Here is an 18,297-nt window from a genome sequence, read left to right on the forward strand (position 1 = left end):
CATCCTCTACGCCGCAGCCGGCAAGACGACGCGCTCGCGCACGGGCAAGAGCGTGCTCAAGCGGCCCACCAACGCACGACAATCATCTTCGTTGCATATCCATGTGCTCGAATCCTGCGCGGCCACCCTCGCGCGCGCCTGCTCGTATCGCTCCGCATCGAGCGCACCGAACAAGCGGGCAAGCTCATCCGCATCGGGCCGGGCCAGCGTGAAGCCGATGCCCAGCCGTTTCAGGAACCGCGCCGTCTCGGTTCCCTCCATGGCGATGGGCACGCAATGATAGCGGCAGCCCTCATAAAGCCGGTTCGGAAGGAGCCAGCTGGAATTCAGCCCCTCTTCGAAGAAATCGATGGCCCAGGTGAAATGCACCTCACCATAAATGCCGGGAAGGTCTTCCGGGTTGCGGTAGGGCCCGAGGAATTGCATGTATGGCTCGACGGCGACGTGAGCGTCGAAATCGTCGAATTCCGTATAGGCCGGACGGCCCCGCAGAATGATCTCCACCCGGCCCTCCATCCGCCGCGAGAATTCGGACAGGAGCGCAAGCGAGCGGCGGCAACGCAACGCGCCGAACCAGCCGATTTTGAGGGGGGAAGCGCCGACGCTCTCCTTCCCCCTTGCGGGGAAGGTGTCTGCGGAGCAGACGGATGGGGGTGGTGACGCGTGCGCTTCTGCTGGAGACCTTGGTGTAAACGTCTCCACCCCCATCCGCCCGCTGACGCGGGCACCTTCCCCGCAGGGGGGAAGGAGGGAGCCAGGCGTCAGCTCCAGCACCTTGTTCTCCACCAGCTCCACTGGCGCAGCCACCTGCCCGAACCGCTCGAAATAATTCCGGACGAACGCCGGTGACGAAGTGATGAGCAGCGATGCATTGCGGCCAAGCGCGCGTTCCACGGAGCGGAGCGCCCTCCCCGCCGCATCCTGCCTCAGAAGCAGGCGATGAATGTCGAGGCATTCATAAACAATAGGAATGTCTTCTGCCCCGCCCTTAAGCTCCCTTCGGTCGCTGGCGGGGACCTCTGAAAAGATCGCGCGCGCCCGGTTGGCGAGCGCCAGCATTTCCAGATTGCGTCCGATGATTACATCCGGCTTCGCCGCGCCCTTCAGCGAGGCCTTGAGCGTCAGTGCCGCCCGCGCCACCGCCGCCATACGTTGGGCGAACCGGCCGTCGCCGGTCTTCCCGAGATCGATGGGCGACACCCCTGCGACCTCAAGCACCCGTTCACGGCTGCGGCGGAACCCCGCGAGCGTCACCGCGGCGCCGCCCGCCCTAAGCATGACCACGCGCCGCCGAACCGCGGGGTCGGAAAGATCATGCACCAGGTACAGGACTTGCAGCATGAAGATCAGTCCCTGAGCGTGGTCCCCAAAAGTTGCTTAACTTTGGACAAGACCATGCGGCTAAAGTTGTTGATCCGAGGATGAAGCCTAGTACAGCTTTTGCTGCACTGCAATAATACCTATGGCGCACTGCAAAATCATTTGAGCCCGCAGGCGACGGATTCCGGGAACTGGCAGGACTCGCCCAGCGCCGTGAAGGCGACGCGGGTGAATTCCGCCTTGACCGGCGCGGCGGGGCTTTCGAACTTGCCGAGCCAGTCCGTCAGTTTGTCGCTCGCCCACAGGCTCAGATAGATTTTCTGCGGATGGGACGGCAGTGCCGCCGGGTCGGTGACAGTATGGACCAATTTGCCGTTCACATAATAGCGCAGCCGGTCCTTCTCCCAGACGAAGGCGTAATCGTTGAAATCCGTATTCGCACCGCCAGGCACGGGAACCAGCTTCTCATTCCCGCCCTTGCCATTGACATAGGAGTTGAGCTGGACGGTCGACGGGTCCTTGCCGAGAAATTCGAAGTCGATCTCGTCCCAGGGCTGCTTGTGCGTCGGGCCGATATAGGTGAAGAAGCCGGTATTGAACCCCGAACCCGCCGCCGCCTTGATGCGCGCTTCATAGACGCCATGGCCGAAACGCGCATGGGTCTGGATCTCCGCGCAGGCATGGGCGCGGTCCTTGGTTTCCTTGCGCTCATAGCCGAGGCTCAGCGTGCCATCGGCGATTTTAACCTGATCGGCAGCCCATGTGCAGTTCTGGTGATCGCCATTGCTCCAGCCATCGGAAACATACCAGCGGCGCTTGTCGAGACTGGCGAAATTTTCGACGAAGGATTTCCCCGTCTCCTGCGCCTGCGCCACGGACGCCATCGCCATGAGGCCCAGAAGCGAATGAAGCGGTCTTGAGAAGATCATAGGCTGCTCCTTTGAAAAACCATCAGGCCCGGCTTCCGACGAGCAGGGCGTAAGTGCCGGGAAGAATGCGGCGCGTCATCGCGTTGGAGATGATGAGAACCACGCCGCCGATGGCGAGCGCGGAGGCGTAGAACACCGCATATTCATCGATATGGATGCGGTTCCAGATCATCCAGAGCATCAGCAGCACCGGATAATGGGCGCAGAAGATCCAGAAGCTGAGAGATCCCGTCCGCGCCATCCGCTGTCCGATTTCCGATTGGATCAGCAGCGCCGACAGCGCCCAGAAACCGGGAATGCCGATGAGAACGAAGATGTTGCGCGTGACGCCGAGCCATCGGGGAAAGTCCGGCCCGTAATGATAGAGCGCCGCGGCAAGCACGCCGCTGGCAAGGAGAAACGCCGCGAAGACCGGCGCGGCATAGGCGTCCATGCGCCGGACATCCACCTTGTGAATGGCAATCGCCATGCCGATGGCGAAGCTGAAGAGGATCGACTGGCGCAGCACGATGAAAACAGGAACATGCGCCGCCGTCACCGCCAAGAGGACGGCCAGCGTCAGGGCCGGATAACGCTTCACCAGAACGGCAAGCAGCGGCGACAGGAGAATGCAGACGAAGAGATCGCGCAGGAAATAGAGCGGCAGATTGATCGGCTCGCCATTGAGCGCAAAGATCAGGTTGAGGAGATCGGGCAGCCGCGCTTGGGTGACGTCAGGCAGATAGCCCTGCCCCATCCCCCGGCTCTGCATGAGATAGACCGTAAGGAAAAACGCGCCGTTCCAGATGAACAAAGGCAGGAGAATGCTCCGCGCCTTACGCTCTAGGGTTTTCCCGTAATCGAGTGCCCCCTTGCGCATCAGGAGATAGCCGGAGATGGCGCTGAGACAAGGCACGCCGACGCGAAAAACGCTCTCCGCCAGGAAGACGCGCAAATAATCGAGAATGCCATTATCGCCGTTGAACGGCGCCGTATCAGGTCCATAGGGCACATGCACCAGCACGATGCCGCAGATGAGCGTGATCCGGATCAGATCGATCCTCGCGGATATGTTCGCGTCCATCGTCATGGCGGCCTTCTGTTTTGGCTGCGCCCCCCAAAACAGCGCGTCTGACGAAATGAATGTGAGTCGTTATCCCGGTCTTATTGCACTGCACCAATTTCGCGGCACATGGCGCCGCTGTCAACCGCCAAAAAATCGTGAGGCGGAAATGTCGGGCTGAGACGGGGTATCACCCTCGCCAAAACCATTGTCGGCGGCGAAATCCGCCACCGTTCCATCGATCTCTTTGAGGAACTGGAGCTGCTTTTCGAGTAAGGCGATGCGCTGCGTGAAGCGCTCCAGCGCGTCGCTGAAATCGTCTATTTTCGCCGAAACCCGCTCGGTTTCGCCCTCATTTTCCATGTTTTCGAGCGAAAAGGCCGCATTCATCGCCACCTCGTCATAGCGGCGCCGGAAGCCGTCGCGCTCCTGCTCGATAGCAGCGCAAACCGTGCCGAGCGCCCGCCTGACCTCCGAAAAACGGGCGATATCGGTCTGAAGGTCCCTGCCGGGGCTTCTGGTGCGGAAGCGAAACAACGCCATGTCCTTGCCCTCGCTGATCATGCCCCGCCCGATAGCCTTAAGCTTGGTTGCCATAGGCGGCACTGTCAAGGACTTGCCAACGCGCCGGAATGACCCAATACTAGGTGCACTGCACAATTTCCGGAAGGGGTGATGCATGCGTCTGTTTCACTGGGAATCCAGCCACGGGAACTTTGGCGACGATCTCAATCTCTGGCTTTGGGATTTCCTGCTTCCGGGCGTGCGCGAGGTGCATGACGAGGTGCTGCTGGTCGGCGTCGGCACCGTCCTCAACACAACATTGCTGCCGCGCAACGTCAAGAAACTGGTGATCGGCAGCGGCTACGGCTACGACATCCCTCCGGACACGTCCAATCCCGATGAATGGGACGTCCATGCCGTGCGCGGCCCCAAAACCGCCGCCAAGCTGGGGCTCGACCCGAAGCTCGGCATTGTCGACCCGGCGGTGATGGTCACCGAAATGCAGGAATTCCAAAACCTGCCGAAGAAGAACAAGGCCATCTTCATTCCTCACTGGGAATCGGCGCTCGGCGGCATCTGGGACAGCGTGTGCGAGAATGTCGGCCTCACCTATGTCGACCCGTGCGGCGAGGCGAAATCGGTCATCCGCGAGATCGCGCAGTCCGAGCTGGTCGTCGCCGAATCCATGCACGCCGCCATCCTCGCCGACGCCTTCCGCGTGCCCTGGATCGCCGTCAGCACCTCCGGCAACATCAACAGTTTCAAGTGGAACGATTGGGCGCAGTCCGTCGGCGCGCCCTATAAGCCGCGTCATATTCCCGTCTCCACCCGCGCGGAAGCGATTTTCAAGGGCGAGCGCTTCTGGGGCGTGAGCTATGAAAACCGCAGCCATGCGCAAGCCGAAGGAACGGTCCGCACACACCACGCGCCCGATGGAACCGTCCTCACCGCAGGCCGCAAACCCCTAGATTTTTCGGCGAAGAACGTCGCCAAACGCCTCCTCGCCGCCCCGTCCATGCTGGCCCTATGGCAGGCAAGCAAAGCCGAGCCGACCCTCAGCCCCGATGGCCGGCTGAACGAATGCAAGGAACGCTTCGCAGAGGCGCTGGAGGGCGTGAGGCGAACGTATTTCTAGGGCAGAGACGTCCTTCAGACTCAGCCTCTATTTCACGGTCTGCCCCGAAAACAGATACCGCAGCGCCGTCGCCCCATCCGCTTGCGCCTTCCCGCCACCCCGGCGCATGAAGCCGTCCAGCTTGTCCGCCGCCACGCCTCGCGCAATCGGCGGAATGGCGGAAGGATTGCGCGCGCAATAGCCCAGCGCCCCGAGAATCCCCCGCTGCGCCTTCACATCCAGAAACTGCCGGTGATGATATTTCCCACGCATATGGCACTCATGCCGGGCGACGGCCTGCCTCGCCTGGCCCGCAAGCAGGCCGCTTGCCAGAAGGGCCTTGTCCGCATCGGCGAGCGCCTTCAAATCCTCCGTCCGGTGCCGTCCGCTTAAGGAATCGGAGCGAACCACCGCGCCATAGCCGCAATTGTTGATGATCTGGAACCGCGCACCCAAGGCCAGCGCGCGCGTATAGAGGTCGTAATCCTCGCCGAGCCGCAGCTTTTCGTCATAGTGCAATCGATGGCGGTCGAGGAAATCCCGCCGGATGATCGGCTTGAGGAAACCCAATTCCCCGCGCTGCCGGTTGCGCTTCGAGATGTTGCGCTCGACGAATGTCGGCAGATCGAGAAAGCGCGGCTCGGGAGAAAGCCGCTCCACCGCCGAAACATGGAAGCCGCTGAGCCGCTGCTGGTCGATGAAGACGATATTGTCGGCGGCAAGGTCCCAGTCCCTCCTTGCCAGGAGATTGGAAAAGCGGCCCGGAAGAAAGAAATCATCCGCATCGAGAATGGCGATCAGCGCCGCCGATGATGACGCGATGGCCTGGTTGCGCGCGTGGGAAGGCCCCTTGTTGACGTCGAAGCGGATGATGGTGAGCCGTCCGCTGCCGTCATCGCCCGCGCGCGCCGCATCGGCGGTGCCATCCGTCGAGCCGTCGTCCACCACGACCACCTCAGTCACTTCAGGCTCGCTCAGTGCCGACGCTATCGCCGCCCCGATCGTATCGGCGGCGTTCTTCGCGGCAATGATGACGCAAACGCTGTCATCCGCTCCGTTGACTGTCGTTTTCTGCTCCGCTGTCGCAGCCATGGCAGCCTCGTCCGCAAGGTATGCCCCCGCATTCAGGATACAGGGGTTTCGATTCCTCGCAAGAGGCTTGGCTAGAGCATGATCCCGAAAAGTTGCAGACTTTTCGGATAAAGATCATGCTAATATAAACCAAAACCAGCGACCCGCTACGGCGCCTTGGGCGCGGAGGTCTTGAACGGGCGGGACGGCTCGTTCGAACTCGCCCCGTCACTCGGACGCGAATTGCGCTCCTTCGCGCTGTGCGCCTTCTCCCGCGCCACCAGGAACAGGATCGCGCCGAAATAGCCGATCTGGATGATCACGGCGCAAATCAGCGTGTCGATCACGGCCGTCCAGAGCGAATTCGACATGAAATAGGTCGTGATGCCGAAGGCGATCAACGCGCCCAGCATGCCGGCCAGAAACTTTGGAAACCTCATCTCGTTTTGCCCCCATTCTCTACCCGAGCCGGGGCCTTTCGACGCACTGCATTGTTCGCCTCCCCCCATGCGCACGCAAAGCCTGCACATGGAAACCCGCCTTCGCTCTCATTGGCCCCAGGCCGCATTTTGATGAGAAGGCTTTGAAATTGTATTAAACCGCGAAGGTTGACGCAACATATAGTTTTAAACCGGCTCTGGCACTTCAAATCCGCCGCGGAAAATAAATGTGAACGGAAGGCAAGAAAACGCCGCACCTCAAGCGGCGTCTTTCTGCGGTTTTACATTAGAAGATCGAAATTTATACCGCAAGGCAGCATAAATATAGATTCCAAAAACTTGCGATTTCAGGAGTAATTATCGATAAATATTTATGACTAATCCTTTAGTATCAGAGAATTAAATAGAATAATTCCAAATGCACATAATATTATCCTCAATTACAATATGTGACCATTAACCTCGAATATGCCCAAGCTATTGAAAGGTCTGGCTTATGCCGGTTTCACGCCAGAATTGTTATTGCTCGAATTCACAAAAATGCCCGATTACGCCGTCTCCATTCATGCTTCTCCATGTGAGCTGATGCGAACACAGTATGTTGCATCGCACAAATTCCGTGTTATCGTTTTGCGTGACCATTCGTATCCCTAAGACGGAGCAGCCCTGATGAAGCCTGCAACGAAGTTGGCCAGTTTCCCTTTTCTTCAACCGTCGAAAAAAGCGGAAAAACTCCCTGTGGGAGGCATTCTGAAACGCTCCTTCGACCTCATCGGCGCGACTGCCGGCCTGCTTTTGTTGAGCCCGCTTTTCCTCCTGCTGGCGATCCTGGTCAAATGTTCCTCCGGCGGTTCGGTCTTTTATGGCCATCGCCGGATCGGGCGAGACGGAAATCCGTTCTACTGCCTGAAATTCCGCACCATGGTGCCTGATGGAGATGCGGTCCTCGCCGCCCATTTTGCCGCCAACCCGGACGCCCTGGCCGAATGGCAGGCGACGCGCAAGCTCAGAAACGACCCGCGCGTCACCCGTGTCGGCGCCGTCCTGCGCAAGCTGAGCCTCGATGAATTGCCCCAATTGGTGAACGTCCTGCGCGGAGAAATGAGCCTTGTCGGCCCGCGTCCCGTCGTCAAGGAGGAGATCGACCGTTACGGACCGTCCGCGATCTATTATTTCAAGTCCCGGCCCGGCCTCACCGGCGTCTGGCAGATCAGCGGCCGCAACGATGTTTCCTATGACGACCGCATCGCCTTCGATAGGCAATATGTCGAAAACTGGTCGTTCCAGAAGGACATCGTCATCCTCCTCAAGACCATTCCGGCTGTGTGTGCATCGCGCGGATCCTATTGATGGCGGTGGCTTTCACGCAGGTGACGGGCATGTCCCGTGCTCTTTTCGCCCTCATGGCCTTGCTTCCCATGGCGTTTTCCGCAAATGCGGCGGAGTATAGGCTCGGCCCTATGGACAAGCTCTCCATCCGCGTCGTGGAGTGGCAGACGGCGGAGGGAACCTTTCGGGAGTGGCCGACAATCACGGGCAATTTCACGGTCGGCCCATCTGGCGGCCTCTCCCTGCCCTTCACTGGAGAATTGCAGGCTGCGGGCAAGACCACGTCCGAGATCGCCGGCGAAATCGCCAAGAGCCTCCAGCAGAAATTCGGCCTGCGCGACCGCCCCGAAGCGTCCGTTGAGATCGCCGAATTCCGCCCGGTCTTCGTCGCGGGCGAGGTGCAGACGCCCGGCAAATACCCTTACGATCCCGAACTGACGGTCCTGAAGGCGGTGAGCCTTGCGGGCGGAATGCGCCGCGCCGAGACCGGCCAGCGCTTCGAGCGCGATTTCCTCAACGCCCGCGGCAATTACGATGTGCTCGTCGCCGAGCGCCACCGGCTTCTGGCCAGGCGCGCCCGGCTGGAGGCCGAACTTGCCGACGCGAAGGAAATCAAGATTCCGAAGGAGCTGGCCGATAGTCCGGAAGCGAAGAAGCTGATCGCGGACGAGACGGCGATCATGCGTTCGCGGAAGGACGCCCTGCAACGCCAGCTCGCCGCCCTAGACGAGCTCAAGACCCTTTACCAGAACGAGATCGCCTCGCTGGAAAAGAAAATGGTGGTTCAGAACAGGCAAAAGGATCTCTTGAGCAAGGAACTGGCGTCCATCGGCAATCTCCATGACCGCGGCCTGGTCGTCAATTCGCGCGTCATGTCGCTCGAAACCTCGCTTGCCGACATGCAGAGCAAGCTTCTGGACATGGAGACCAATTCCCTGCGCGCCAAGCAGGAAATCAACAAGGCGACCCGCGACGCAGCCGATCTGGAAAACAGCCGCAGCGCCGAACTGACCACCGACATGCAGGCCACCGAGGCCGCGCTCGATGAGGCGGAATTGAAGCTCGGCATGTACCGCAATCTGATGACGGAAGCGCTGGTAAACGCCCCCGCCGCAGGTGCGCTTGCCGCCGGTAACGGCGACGCCCCGGCGCTGAAATACAGCATCGTCAGGAGCAGCGGCAGCGGCGAAACGAAGGAGCTTCCGGCGGAGGAGAGCACCCCGCTCCTGCCGGGGGATGTGATCAAGGTCGCGGTGTCGAATGAGCGGTCGTAGAGGGAGATTCCCAAGCACTGAGACACACGAGCATGATCCCGAAAAGGTGCCAACTTTTCGGATAAGATCACGCGGCAAAAACAAAAGATTAAAGCGCCGTTCTGATTCTATCAGAACGAACAGCGCTCTAGAGCATTTTGTTTTTAAATGGAAGCGTTGGTGGGACAGTAACCCCCCTCTGCCCTGCCGGGCATCTCCCCCACAAGGGGGGAGATTACGCCTTTATCGGTGCTTGGCGCCAGTCGCAAATGTTGCAGAACGCGCTCGGAGCGTCGCGTCAGCCAATCTCCCCCCTTGTAGGGGAGATGCCCGGCAGGGCAGAGGGGGGTTGCCTCGCGATTCCGTCAAAACACAATTTACTCTAGAGCGGCTTGATCGCCGGGCACAAGCAATGGGCACTGTTTCCAACATAGCGGCGAGGAGTAGTGTTGAGGCATGGATTCCTGTGACAAGCACAGGAATGACGGATTGCTTTGATGCCGCTGATAATCTTCAACCTCACAGCACGCACAACGGCTTTCATTGGAGCGCTTCCATCCCCACTTCCGTCATTCCTGTGCTTGTCACAGGAATCCATGCCTCGACTGATCCATCACTACAACGGCGCAAACGGTTCCAAGAACTTCCGTTAAAACAGGAACCGCTCTGGCCGATAAAAGAGCGGAATGGTCGATGAAAATCCCCAGATCCACCCTCATCCGCCCAGGTGAAAACGCTCTCTACGGCACCTTCGCCATTGCCGTTTCGGTGTTCATCTTCGCCTATTCGGCGCGGCTGGGGCAGATCTCCATCCTCCTCTTCTATGCCCTGTGGCTGCCGCTCGTCCTCGTCGATTACCGCCATGTAATCGGCAATTATGCGCGGTTCTGGTGGATATTGGCCTTCGCGCTCTTCGCCTGCATCTCCTTCATGTGGTCGGCGGCCCCAGCGGTGACGCTGCGCGCCGGCATTCAGTACACGACAACAGTTATCTGCGCGCTCATCGCATCGCGCATCATCGATGCCGCCACATTGACGCGCGGCGTCAGCCTCGGTGTCGGTATCGTGCTTCTTTATTCGCTGGCCTTCGGCCAATATCATTATGACCCGCTCGACGGCTCCTACAGCTTCATCGGCGCATTTTCCTCCAAGAATCAGCTCGGTTTCTTCGCCTCCCTCGGCCTTTATTTCGTCTTCGCCAGCTTTTTCGTGCTCAACACCAGCCGCCGGTGGCGGGTGGCCGCGATTCCGCTCGGCGCGCTGTCCGCCTATTCGCTGCTGGCGTCGAGTTCCGCCACGTCGGTCATCGCCACATCGGCCACCCTTCTCACCGTCATCGCCGTCAGCCTCGTCCTCAAATTCTCGCCGCGCAACCGGCGCACGTTTTTCGTCGTCGGGCTCATCATCGCCGTCGCCGTCGCGATCGTCGGGCTGAATGCGGGCGCGATGGAGGCGATCCTCGGCGCATTCGGCAAGGATACGACCCTGACCGGGCGAACCTATCTTTGGGATCAGGGCATACGCGCCGCCCACGAGGCGCCGCTTATCGGCGTCGGCTATTATGCCTATTGGGTGCAGGGCTTTTCCGAGGCGGAGCGCCTGTGGGACGAGTTCTATATCGCCAGCCGCAGCGGCTTTCATTTCCACAACACCTATATCGAAGTGATGGTGGAGCTGGGCCTCGCCGGCCTGCTGCTGATCGCCTTCGTGCTGGCCCGTCTTCTCATCGGCTCGCTCCGGCGGATTCTCACCGAAAACCATGCGCCGCAGGCGCAGCTGATGTTCGGCATCGCTGTATTGCTGCTGATCCGTTCCTTCTTCGAGATCGACTTCCTGACGCCCTATCACATCGGCGCATTCCTGTTCTACTATTCAGCCGGTCTTCTGGCGATACCGCAGCGCGAGCCGGCCATGGCAGCCAGGCGGCGCGGTGCCCAGCTGCCGAGCGCGGAGGGGACCGCATGACCAGGCAATTGCAATCGATACAGGTGCTGCGCGCCATTGCGGCCCTTGCCGTGGTATTCTTCCATCTATCCCCGGCATCATGGACGCTCGGCGCGGCGGGCGTCGATCTCTTCTTCGTCATCTCCGGCTTCATCATGGGCACGGTCGGCCTCTCCGACAGTCCGGGCAGCTTCATGCGCAAGCGCATCATCCGCATCGTGCCGCTCTATTGGGCCGTCACCTTGGCCATGTGCGCGGCCTCGCTGGTGCCGGGACTGTTCGCCAATTTCACCTTCGACCTGCCCCGGCTCGTCACCTCCCTGTTCTTCATCCCGTTCGAGGACCTACAAGGGAAAATCTGGCCTCTCGTGGTCGTCGGCTGGACGCTGAACTATGAGATGTTTTTCTACGTTCTCTTCGCCCTCGGCCTCTGGCTGCGTTTGCCCATCCTCGTGCCGGTGCTGGCCATTGCCGCGCTCGCAGCTGCCGGATTGCTCTTGCGGCCCGACGCGACCATACCGCGCTTCTATACCGACCAGCTTCTGCTGGAATTCGCCATCGGCCTTCTCCTGTCGCGCGCAATGGTCTTCAAGAACGCGCTCCTCGGCGCGGCACTGGCTATCGCCGGGGTGGTCAGCCTTTTGTCATGGGGGCTTGCCAGCGACACGCCGGAATGGCGCGTCATCTATTGGGGGCTGCCCGCCGCCGCCATCGTCGCGGGCTTTCTGGCCGTGGAGCGTGCCGGTGCATTTCCGGCGAGGGCGCTGCGCCCTCTGGAGAAGCTCGGCGATGCCTCCTACTCGCTCTACCTGACCCACGGCATCGTGCTCAGCATCGTGCGCAAATTCGTCGGACATGAGGGCGCGTCCGGCGTCCTCATCGCGCTTGCCGCATCGATCGCCGTGGCGATGCTGTCCTATTATCTGTTCGAGCGCCCGGTCGGCCAGATCCTGCGCGGCCTCACCGCCCGCCCGGCACGGACGAAGGTCGCGTAACCTCTCGACAGAACCTTACCAGTCCCAATTGCCGCTGCGTTTGTCCTTGAGCATCAGGACCAGCGCAACCGGCAGGCCCAGCACCCGCGCCGGATCGAGCTTCAGCAATTGCGACAGCAGCGCACCATTCGGCGTCCTGCCCTTCGCAAGACCGCGGGCGAGAAGATAGGCATAGACCTTGCTAAACTTGCCAAGGCGCGTGTCGATCATCCGACGGTCAGGCTCTTCCATCTGGAAATTGCGCCTGAGCTTGGTGAGAAACACGACGAGGTAGCCATAGCGGTCCGTCGTCTGCGGCAGGTTCCAGTCGAAGGCGGAGAAATAGATATTGACCCCCTCCCCGCATATGACGTTGCGCTCGGTCGAAAACACCACCGTCTCCGCCTTCGACGCGAGCGTGATCCATAGCATGTGATCCTCGCCCGCGCTCCGCAGATCCGTGTCGAAGCGCGCTTCCGGGAACTTGGCAAAGCGATAAACGACCGTCGAGGTCTGGCTCAGATATTCGGCGAGGAAGGCGCTGAAGGCGAGGCGCTGCGGCATCCGGTAAATGTTCTCGAGTCCCGGTACGGGCGCCGGCGCGGGGCTGATCTCCCCTCGCGCCCATTTGCCGAAAATCTCGCTTTCTTCGAACCAGCTTCTCGGCGTGTTGAAGCGCGTGTGGTCGCAGAAGTAAAAGTCATGATCCGGCGAGGCGGAAAGCGTCGCGAGCGCCTTGCGCAGATGGTTCGGCTTCCATTCATCGTCCGAATCGAGAAAGGCGACGAACGGCGTCTCCTCAGGATCGAGCGTTGAAAGCCCCCGGTTGCGCGCCGCGCCCGGACCGCCATTGGGCTGGCTGATGAGTTCGATCTTATGCCTGGGATCGAAGGTGACGCTCGCGATGTCCTCGGCGGGCGAAACCGGCGAGGCATCGTCCACGATCACCACCTTCAGGCTGACATCCTCGGGAATATCCTGCGCAAAGACGGAGCGCAGCGCCCGCGCCAGAATCCCCTTTTCACGCTGGTAAAACGGAATGACGACGGCAATTGCTGTCCCGGACTTCATCGGCACCTCTTTCGCTGTGCTCCCCGTTTCATGAGTATGCTCTATTCGATGTCAGCGTCCAAGCATGGAATTGCTGCATCGCACAAATTCCTGCTTTACGATTTCCCGCCTGGCTCATAAGATTCCCATCGGCGGGCGACAAACGGGAGACCTGGATGGACGCGAGCAGGACCGGCGGCAGGATCGTGAGGAATGTCGGCTGGAGCATCCTGTCGAAAGTGGTCGTCTTCTCGCTGAAATTCATCAGCGTGCCGATCCTCGCCCATCTCCTGACACCTGCGGAATTCGGCATCGTCGCGTCAGGCATGGTCGTCATCTCCTTCCTTCTCCTCATCGGCGGCGCGGGCCTCGCCTCCGGCCTCGTTCAGGCGGAAAAGGAGGATGCGGAAGCGCACGACACCGTGTTCTGGACCAATCTGGCCGTTGCCAGCACGCTCGGCCTCCTTCTTTATTTCAACGCCGCCTTCGTCGCCGGGCTTCTCGGCGCGCCGGAAGCCGCATGGCTGCTGCAGATATTCGCCTTCCTTTTCCCCATATATCTCGGCGCGGATGTCGCCTCCGCCCTCCTCTCCCGCCGCATGGCCTTCGCCAGGGACGCCTTCTGGAACGTGACGTCGGAAACGCTGGGCGCAATCGCCGCCATTGCCACCGCCATCGCCGGTTTCGGCGTCTGGGCGCTCATCCTCCAGCAATTCGTCAGCGCCGTCGTGCGCTTGATCGGGCTGATGGTCGCCAGCCGCTACCGCCCGCGCCTCCGCTTCTCTCTCCTCAAGCTCCGCGCGCTCTTTGGCTATGGCAGCCGCATTGCGGGGGCGGATTTCGCCAATTTCATCTCATTCCAGTCGCCGCTTGTCGTCATCACCAGGGCGCTCGGCCTTTCCGATGCCGGGGCCTACAGCGTCGCCAACCGCCTCTCTGATCTTCCCAACCAGATCGTGCTGTCGGGGCTGATGGGCGTGCTCTTCCCCGCCTTCTCGACCATGGCGCATGAGCCGGAGCGCCGAAGCCACGCGCTTCAGCGCAGCACGCAGATGACGAGCGTGCTCCTCGCGCCCATGCTGTTCGGCTTCTGGGCGGTGGCAGAGCCCGCCATGAGCATCGTCTTCGGCCCGCAGTGGATTTTCGCCTGGCCGGTGCTGGGCCTGCTTGCCGTCGCCAAGGGCATCATGACGCCTTGCGGCAGCTTCATTCCCTTTCTGAAAGCCACCGGTCACGCCGGCGTCCTCTGGTGGTTCGCCCTTGCCCGCGCCACCATCATCGTCGTCGGATCATGGATCGGCGCGATGCTGGCAGGGCTCACCGGCGTCTGTCTGGCGCTGTGCATCGCCAATGTCTTCATCATGATCGGCTATGCCGGCGTGGTATTCAATGTCGCAAAAATTCCGGCCCGCGCGGCCATCCACTGCGTCGTCCTGCCCCTGGGAAGCGCCATCCTCATGGCCGCGCTCGTCCGCATCCTCCTCAGCTATATGAGACCGCACATCGCCAGCGATCTCCTCCTGCTTCTTGCCGGGGCGGCGGCGGGCGGAGCGATCTATCTCGCCCTCCTCCTCGCCACCCAGCGCTCGGCAATTTCCTCGCTTCTGGCCCTGCGGCGGCGTCAAGCCTGATCAACCGTCTCACGTCGCGTAGATCCCGTTGACATAGTCCTTGCGCACCGTATCGGCCACGACATCAGGCATCGGCAGCAGGCGAAGGATTTCGGCCTTCAATATCTCACGGTCGATCGTCAGCCTCTGCCGCGCCAGCTCGAAATTGTGTTCCGCCTCCTCGCGCGACCATTGCAGCGAGTCGAGCGGCGCGCTCATCAGCCGGTAATGATAGCCCTCATAGGCCGCACAGGGCTCTTCGATGACGGGAATGGCGCCGCAAATCGCCGCTTCGAAGAACCGGTAGGTCCAGACGACACCGTTGCTCTTGAAATCGCCGCTCGGGCAAAGCACGAATTTGGAATCGAGGAGCAGATCGTAATAGGCCTCGTTCCAGGATTTGCGCGGGAAGACCCGGCCCTGGTCGGACATATAAATCTTGACGTTTTCGGTGCCGACATAGTCCGCAATCGAAATGCCCGCCTTTCGAGCGATCTTGCGCGCCAGCTGGCCGATGAATGCCGGCTTCTTCGGAACGACGGCGAGCTGTTCGAGATGCGACAGGCGAAGCCAGTCATTGATCGCGGCGCGGCGGCTTTCCGTCAGAAGCCCGGCGAAGGATACATCCGTGCCCCGCGCTTGCCGCCACCGCGCCCGGCAATGGTCGAAAATGGCGTGGGGCATGATCAATGGCCGCTCTATCGCGCCGATCCGGCTGACCGGCGTCATATGATCGAGATAAAGGCCGGAGACTTTGCCCGCGCCCGCCGTTCCGACCTTGTAGTCGAGGCCGAAAATCCGTTTCAAAAGCACAAGCTTCTTCTCGTCCTGCGGCTCGATGCATATCCGGAAGCCAGCCTCGCCGATCGCATGCGCCAGCCGCAACGTCTGTAAGAGATCGAACGGAAGATCGATCCATATATCCATTAAATTGTCATTGCCTGCATCCATCTTAGCCCCCTTCATTATTTAAGCCGCTTCCGTCCAAAGCTTCCACGGCGCCCGGCCGCTGGCCCATTCCTTCTCGAGCACCATCTTGTCACGCAGCGAGTCCATGCTCTGCCAATAGCCCCGGTGCCAATAGGCGCCGAGCTTGCGGCGCTCGATCACCCGTTCCATCGGCTCCTCCTCCCAGACGGTCTGGTCGCCGTCGATGAGGTCGAAGACTTCAGGCTCCACGACGAAGAACCCGCCATTGATGAGACCGCCATCGCCCGCCGCCTTCTCGCGGAAGGCGCGCACCTTCGAGGCATCTTCCGATAAGCCGAGCGCGCCATAGCGGCCCGGCTGGGTGACGGCCGTCAGCGTGATCCAGTTGCCGCCCTCCTCATGCGCCCTGATCGCTTCGGGTATGTCGATATCGGACACGCCGTCGCCATAGGTCAGGAGGAAGCGTTGGTTGCCGATGATCTGCCGCGCCCGCTTGAGCCGCCCGCCCGTCATCGTATCGAGGCCGGTATCGAGAACGGTGATCTTCCAGTTCTCCGAATAGCGGCGCGTCCAGACGATTTCCCCCGTGGCGAGGTCGGCGGTGAAGTCGCTGTTGATCATGGCGTAGTTCAGGAAATACGACTTGATGAAATCCGCCTTGTATCCGGCAAGCACAATGAACTCGGTGAACCCGAAATGGGAATAGATCTTCATGATATGCCAGATGATGGGGCGTCCGCCGATCTCCACCATGGGCTTTGGCCGAAGGGTGGTTTCCTCCGTAAGCCTGCTGCCATAGCCCCCTGCGAAAATGACAACTTTCATAGGGCTCCCGTCCTTTCATATTCCAATGCTTCGTCACGGGCTTCGATGGGAAACAGCGCGTCCTGCTCGCGCCGCAACGCATGGGCGCGGCTGGCGGAAGGCGTCTCCACATCGTCATAGGTGAGCGCCTGGTCGATGGGCACGTCGCGCTTCAGCCGGCAGCCTTCGGCAAGGCCCATCGGCAGCAGCTTTTCCGCCCGCGACACCTCGTAATTCTCGGCCACGCCATAGGTCATGTAGCCGCCGATGCCGTCGATGGTTTCGCCCGCTTTCAGCGGTCTTTTCGCGGCTGCCACCACATCCACCGAGGGCGCATTGCTGTTGCCGATCACCACGTCGCGGCAGAGCGCCACGCGGGCGACCGATATGCCGAACTCGAGCACCGTCAGGTGCCAGGCGGTGTAAAAACTGTAGAGCGGTCCCTTGCCGAGCTTGCCCAGATTGAGGAAGAAGGCCTGGTTGTCGTCGCACGCTTCGGCGAGCACATAAATGCCCGGGCTTGGCCGCGCGCCGACGACATAGTCGACGATGCCGCCGAGCGACCGTAGCTCATCGATATCGTAGAAATCGATGAGATCGTCGACATGGCCGTCATAGTCTCGCCCGATCATGCCGCGCCGCGATACCTTCAGTCCCAGCGCATTGGCGACGATGGCCTGCTCGGCAGTCATCTTGGTGCCATCGGCGAAGCTTGCGACCATGCTGGGCGTCTGGTTCCACTGCCGGGCATAGGCCTCCTGCGTGGTGGGGTTGCGGTAGCGGTCCTGCAAGCCCTTGATATTGCCGCAGACGAGGGGCCTGAGCCCCATCGCCTCGACATGGCGCACGAGGTTCATCGTCACGCCCGGCTGATCGCCATCGGCGCCGGAGAAGATCACCCCCGCAGCCTCCGCCTTCCGGCGTAAGAGCGGCCCGACGGTGGCATCGAGCTCGACATTGAGCGAGACGATATCCTTGCCGTTCTCGATACAGTCCATCGTGACGCGCGCGCCATATTCCACATGGCCGGTCGTCTCCACCACGATATCGATCGCCGAAGAGCGCGCGATGAGCGACGGATCGCTCGTCACCGCCCGCTTTCCGGCGGCAAGCGCATGGGCCATCGCCGTCTCGCTCGTCACCTCGACGATCTCGCCGCGCGCCACGCCCGCATCCATGAAGGCCCGGATCGCCCGCTCCACATTGCGGTTGCAGATGGCAGCCACATGCAGCACCTTCATGTGCCGCTCGACATTGATGAGCATGCCCCGGCCCATGAAGCCGGCGCCATACATGCCGACGATGACGGGACGCCCGGTCCTGAGCCGGGCCTTGATGGCAGTGTCTACAATGATCATGCGTCAACTCCCTGAACTGGCGAATCGTTCGAAGCGGACAGGCCAGGCGCGAGGAAACGGAAGCCCTCGACCCCGTGATAGGCCGGATCGAAAAAGGGCCATTCCCGGTCCTTGACCGATATCTCGATGGGTTCACGCGGCCATTCGATCGCAATGAATGGATCGTCCCACCTGAGGCCTCGCTCCTGTTCGGGCGCGTAGAAGGCGCTGACGAGATAGAAGGCCTCGGTGTCGTCGGTCAGCGTGATGAAACCGTGGGCAAAACCGCGCGGCACATACATCATCGTCCGGTTTTCGGCGGAGAGTGTCGCGCCGAACCATTTGCCTAATGTGGGAGAATGCGGGCGAAGATCGACGATGCAATCCCACAGCGCGCCGCGGATGCAGCGCACTATTTTCACCTCCGCCGAAGGCATCAGCTGGTAGTGCATGCCGCGCAGCGTGCCTGCCCTGGCGCTCAGCGATGTATTGACCTGCACGAAGCCGGTTTCCAGCCCCTCGGCGCCGAATTCCTTCTGGCAAAAAAGCCGCGCGAAGAAGCCGCGTTCATCGCCCTTCCGGTCGAGATCGATGAGCTTTGCGCCCGGCAGTTCCGTTTCACGAAATATCATTCCTGCAGTCCCCG

17 protein-coding genes are annotated in these 18,297 nt (G+C 60.9%); 6 read left to right on the top strand and 11 right to left on the bottom strand.

The genetic code is table 11. The annotated features are described in order from the left end of the window. Positions 1-6: 6 nt before the first annotated feature. The 4 genes from ACOWVG_RS09110 to ACOWVG_RS09125 all read right to left on the bottom strand — a co-directional run bounded on the left by ACOWVG_RS09110 (position 7) and on the right by ACOWVG_RS09125 (position 3,888). Positions 7-1,341: a glycosyl transferase family 1 gene (locus ACOWVG_RS09110; RefSeq protein WP_420961582.1), complete on the bottom strand. Its 1,335-nt coding sequence runs from the start codon at positions 1,339-1,341 to the stop codon at positions 7-9. Between the two features lie 137 nt (positions 1,342-1,478). After that, positions 1,479-2,249 (bottom strand): glycoside hydrolase family 16 protein, encoded by a 771-nt coding sequence (locus ACOWVG_RS09115; protein ID WP_420961583.1) that lies wholly within the window; start codon positions 2,247-2,249, stop codon positions 1,479-1,481. A gap of 22 nt (positions 2,250-2,271) precedes the next feature. Further along, positions 2,272-3,318 carry an acyltransferase family protein gene (locus ACOWVG_RS09120; protein ID WP_420961584.1) on the bottom strand — a complete coding sequence of 349 codons (1,047 nt, stop codon included), beginning with the start codon at positions 3,316-3,318 and terminating at the stop codon, positions 2,272-2,274. A gap of 114 nt (positions 3,319-3,432) precedes the next feature. Next, positions 3,433-3,888: a hypothetical protein gene (locus ACOWVG_RS09125; RefSeq protein WP_420961585.1), complete on the bottom strand. Its 456-nt coding sequence runs from the start codon at positions 3,886-3,888 to the stop codon at positions 3,433-3,435. Between the two features lie 82 nt (positions 3,889-3,970). Between ACOWVG_RS09125 and ACOWVG_RS09130 the strand changes: the two genes are divergently transcribed. Next, positions 3,971-4,930, top strand: a complete 960-nt coding sequence (locus ACOWVG_RS09130; RefSeq protein ID WP_420961587.1) for a polysaccharide pyruvyl transferase family protein — start codon at positions 3,971-3,973, stop codon at positions 4,928-4,930. Positions 4,931-4,957: 27 nt separating this feature from the next. Here the strand turns inward: ACOWVG_RS09130 and ACOWVG_RS09135 are convergent, their stop codons facing one another. Continuing rightward, entirely contained in the window at positions 4,958-6,001 is a 1,044-nt protein-coding gene (locus tag ACOWVG_RS09135; RefSeq protein WP_420961589.1) for a glycosyltransferase family 2 protein, read from the bottom strand. A 146-nt stretch (positions 6,002-6,147) separates the two neighbouring features. Further along, positions 6,148-6,420, bottom strand: coding sequence for an exopolysaccharide production repressor protein (locus ACOWVG_RS09140; protein ID WP_420961591.1), 273 nt, complete (start codon positions 6,418-6,420; stop codon positions 6,148-6,150). Positions 6,421-7,089: 669 nt separating this feature from the next. Here ACOWVG_RS09140 and ACOWVG_RS09145 point away from each other — a divergent pair. The 4 genes from ACOWVG_RS09145 to ACOWVG_RS09160 all read left to right on the top strand — a co-directional run bounded on the left by ACOWVG_RS09145 (position 7,090) and on the right by ACOWVG_RS09160 (position 11,941). Beyond that, a complete protein-coding gene (locus ACOWVG_RS09145; RefSeq protein ID WP_420961593.1) occupies positions 7,090-7,770 on the top strand; it encodes a sugar transferase in 681 nt (226 codons plus the stop codon). After that, the gene (locus tag ACOWVG_RS09150; RefSeq protein ID WP_420961595.1) at positions 7,770-9,023 is read left to right on the top strand and encodes a polysaccharide biosynthesis/export family protein; all 1,254 of its coding nucleotides are present in this window, start codon (positions 7,770-7,772) and stop codon (positions 9,021-9,023) included. Before ACOWVG_RS09145 ends, ACOWVG_RS09150 begins: the two co-directional genes overlap by 1 nt. Positions 9,024-9,695: 672 nt before the next feature. Then, positions 9,696-10,967: an O-antigen ligase family protein gene (locus ACOWVG_RS09155; RefSeq protein ID WP_420961596.1), complete on the top strand. Its 1,272-nt coding sequence runs from the start codon at positions 9,696-9,698 to the stop codon at positions 10,965-10,967. Then, positions 10,964-11,941: an acyltransferase family protein gene (locus ACOWVG_RS09160; RefSeq protein WP_420961598.1), complete on the top strand. Its 978-nt coding sequence runs from the start codon at positions 10,964-10,966 to the stop codon at positions 11,939-11,941. The genes ACOWVG_RS09155 and ACOWVG_RS09160 overlap by 4 nt, the downstream gene beginning before the upstream one ends. A gap of 15 nt (positions 11,942-11,956) precedes the next feature. Here ACOWVG_RS09160 and ACOWVG_RS09165 read toward each other — a convergent pair whose 3' ends face one another. After that, entirely contained in the window at positions 11,957-12,991 is a 1,035-nt protein-coding gene (locus ACOWVG_RS09165) for a glycosyltransferase family A protein (protein WP_420961599.1), read from the bottom strand. A gap of 155 nt (positions 12,992-13,146) precedes the next feature. On the opposite strand from ACOWVG_RS09165, the gene ACOWVG_RS09170 reads away from it, so the two are divergent. Continuing rightward, positions 13,147-14,601, top strand: a complete 1,455-nt coding sequence (locus ACOWVG_RS09170) for a lipopolysaccharide biosynthesis protein (RefSeq protein ID WP_420961601.1) — start codon at positions 13,147-13,149, stop codon at positions 14,599-14,601. A 9-nt stretch (positions 14,602-14,610) separates the two neighbouring features. Here the strand turns inward: ACOWVG_RS09170 and ACOWVG_RS09175 are convergent, their stop codons facing one another. The 4 genes from ACOWVG_RS09175 to rfbC are packed head-to-tail and all read right to left on the bottom strand — an operon-like array spanning position 14,611 to position 18,283. Then, positions 14,611-15,507 carry a hypothetical protein gene (locus ACOWVG_RS09175; RefSeq protein ID WP_420961603.1) on the bottom strand — a complete coding sequence of 299 codons (897 nt, stop codon included), beginning with the start codon at positions 15,505-15,507 and terminating at the stop codon, positions 14,611-14,613. Between the two features lie 42 nt (positions 15,508-15,549). Continuing rightward, on the bottom strand, positions 15,550-16,335 hold the full coding sequence (gene rfbF / locus ACOWVG_RS09180) for a glucose-1-phosphate cytidylyltransferase (RefSeq protein WP_420961604.1): 786 nt from the start codon (positions 16,333-16,335) through the stop codon (positions 15,550-15,552). Further along, entirely contained in the window at positions 16,332-17,672 is a 1,341-nt protein-coding gene (locus tag ACOWVG_RS09185) for an NAD(P)H-dependent oxidoreductase (RefSeq protein ID WP_420961606.1), read from the bottom strand. The genes rfbF and ACOWVG_RS09185 overlap by 4 nt, the downstream gene beginning before the upstream one ends. Beyond that, positions 17,669-18,283, bottom strand: coding sequence for a dTDP-4-dehydrorhamnose 3,5-epimerase (gene rfbC, locus ACOWVG_RS09190; protein ID WP_420961607.1), 615 nt, complete (start codon positions 18,281-18,283; stop codon positions 17,669-17,671). Before rfbC ends, ACOWVG_RS09185 begins: the two co-directional genes overlap by 4 nt. Positions 18,284-18,297 lie beyond the last annotated feature (14 nt).

The organism is Brucella sp. IR073 (assembly GCF_049065735.1).
Classification (GTDB): Bacteria; Pseudomonadota; Alphaproteobacteria; order Rhizobiales; family Rhizobiaceae; genus Paramesorhizobium.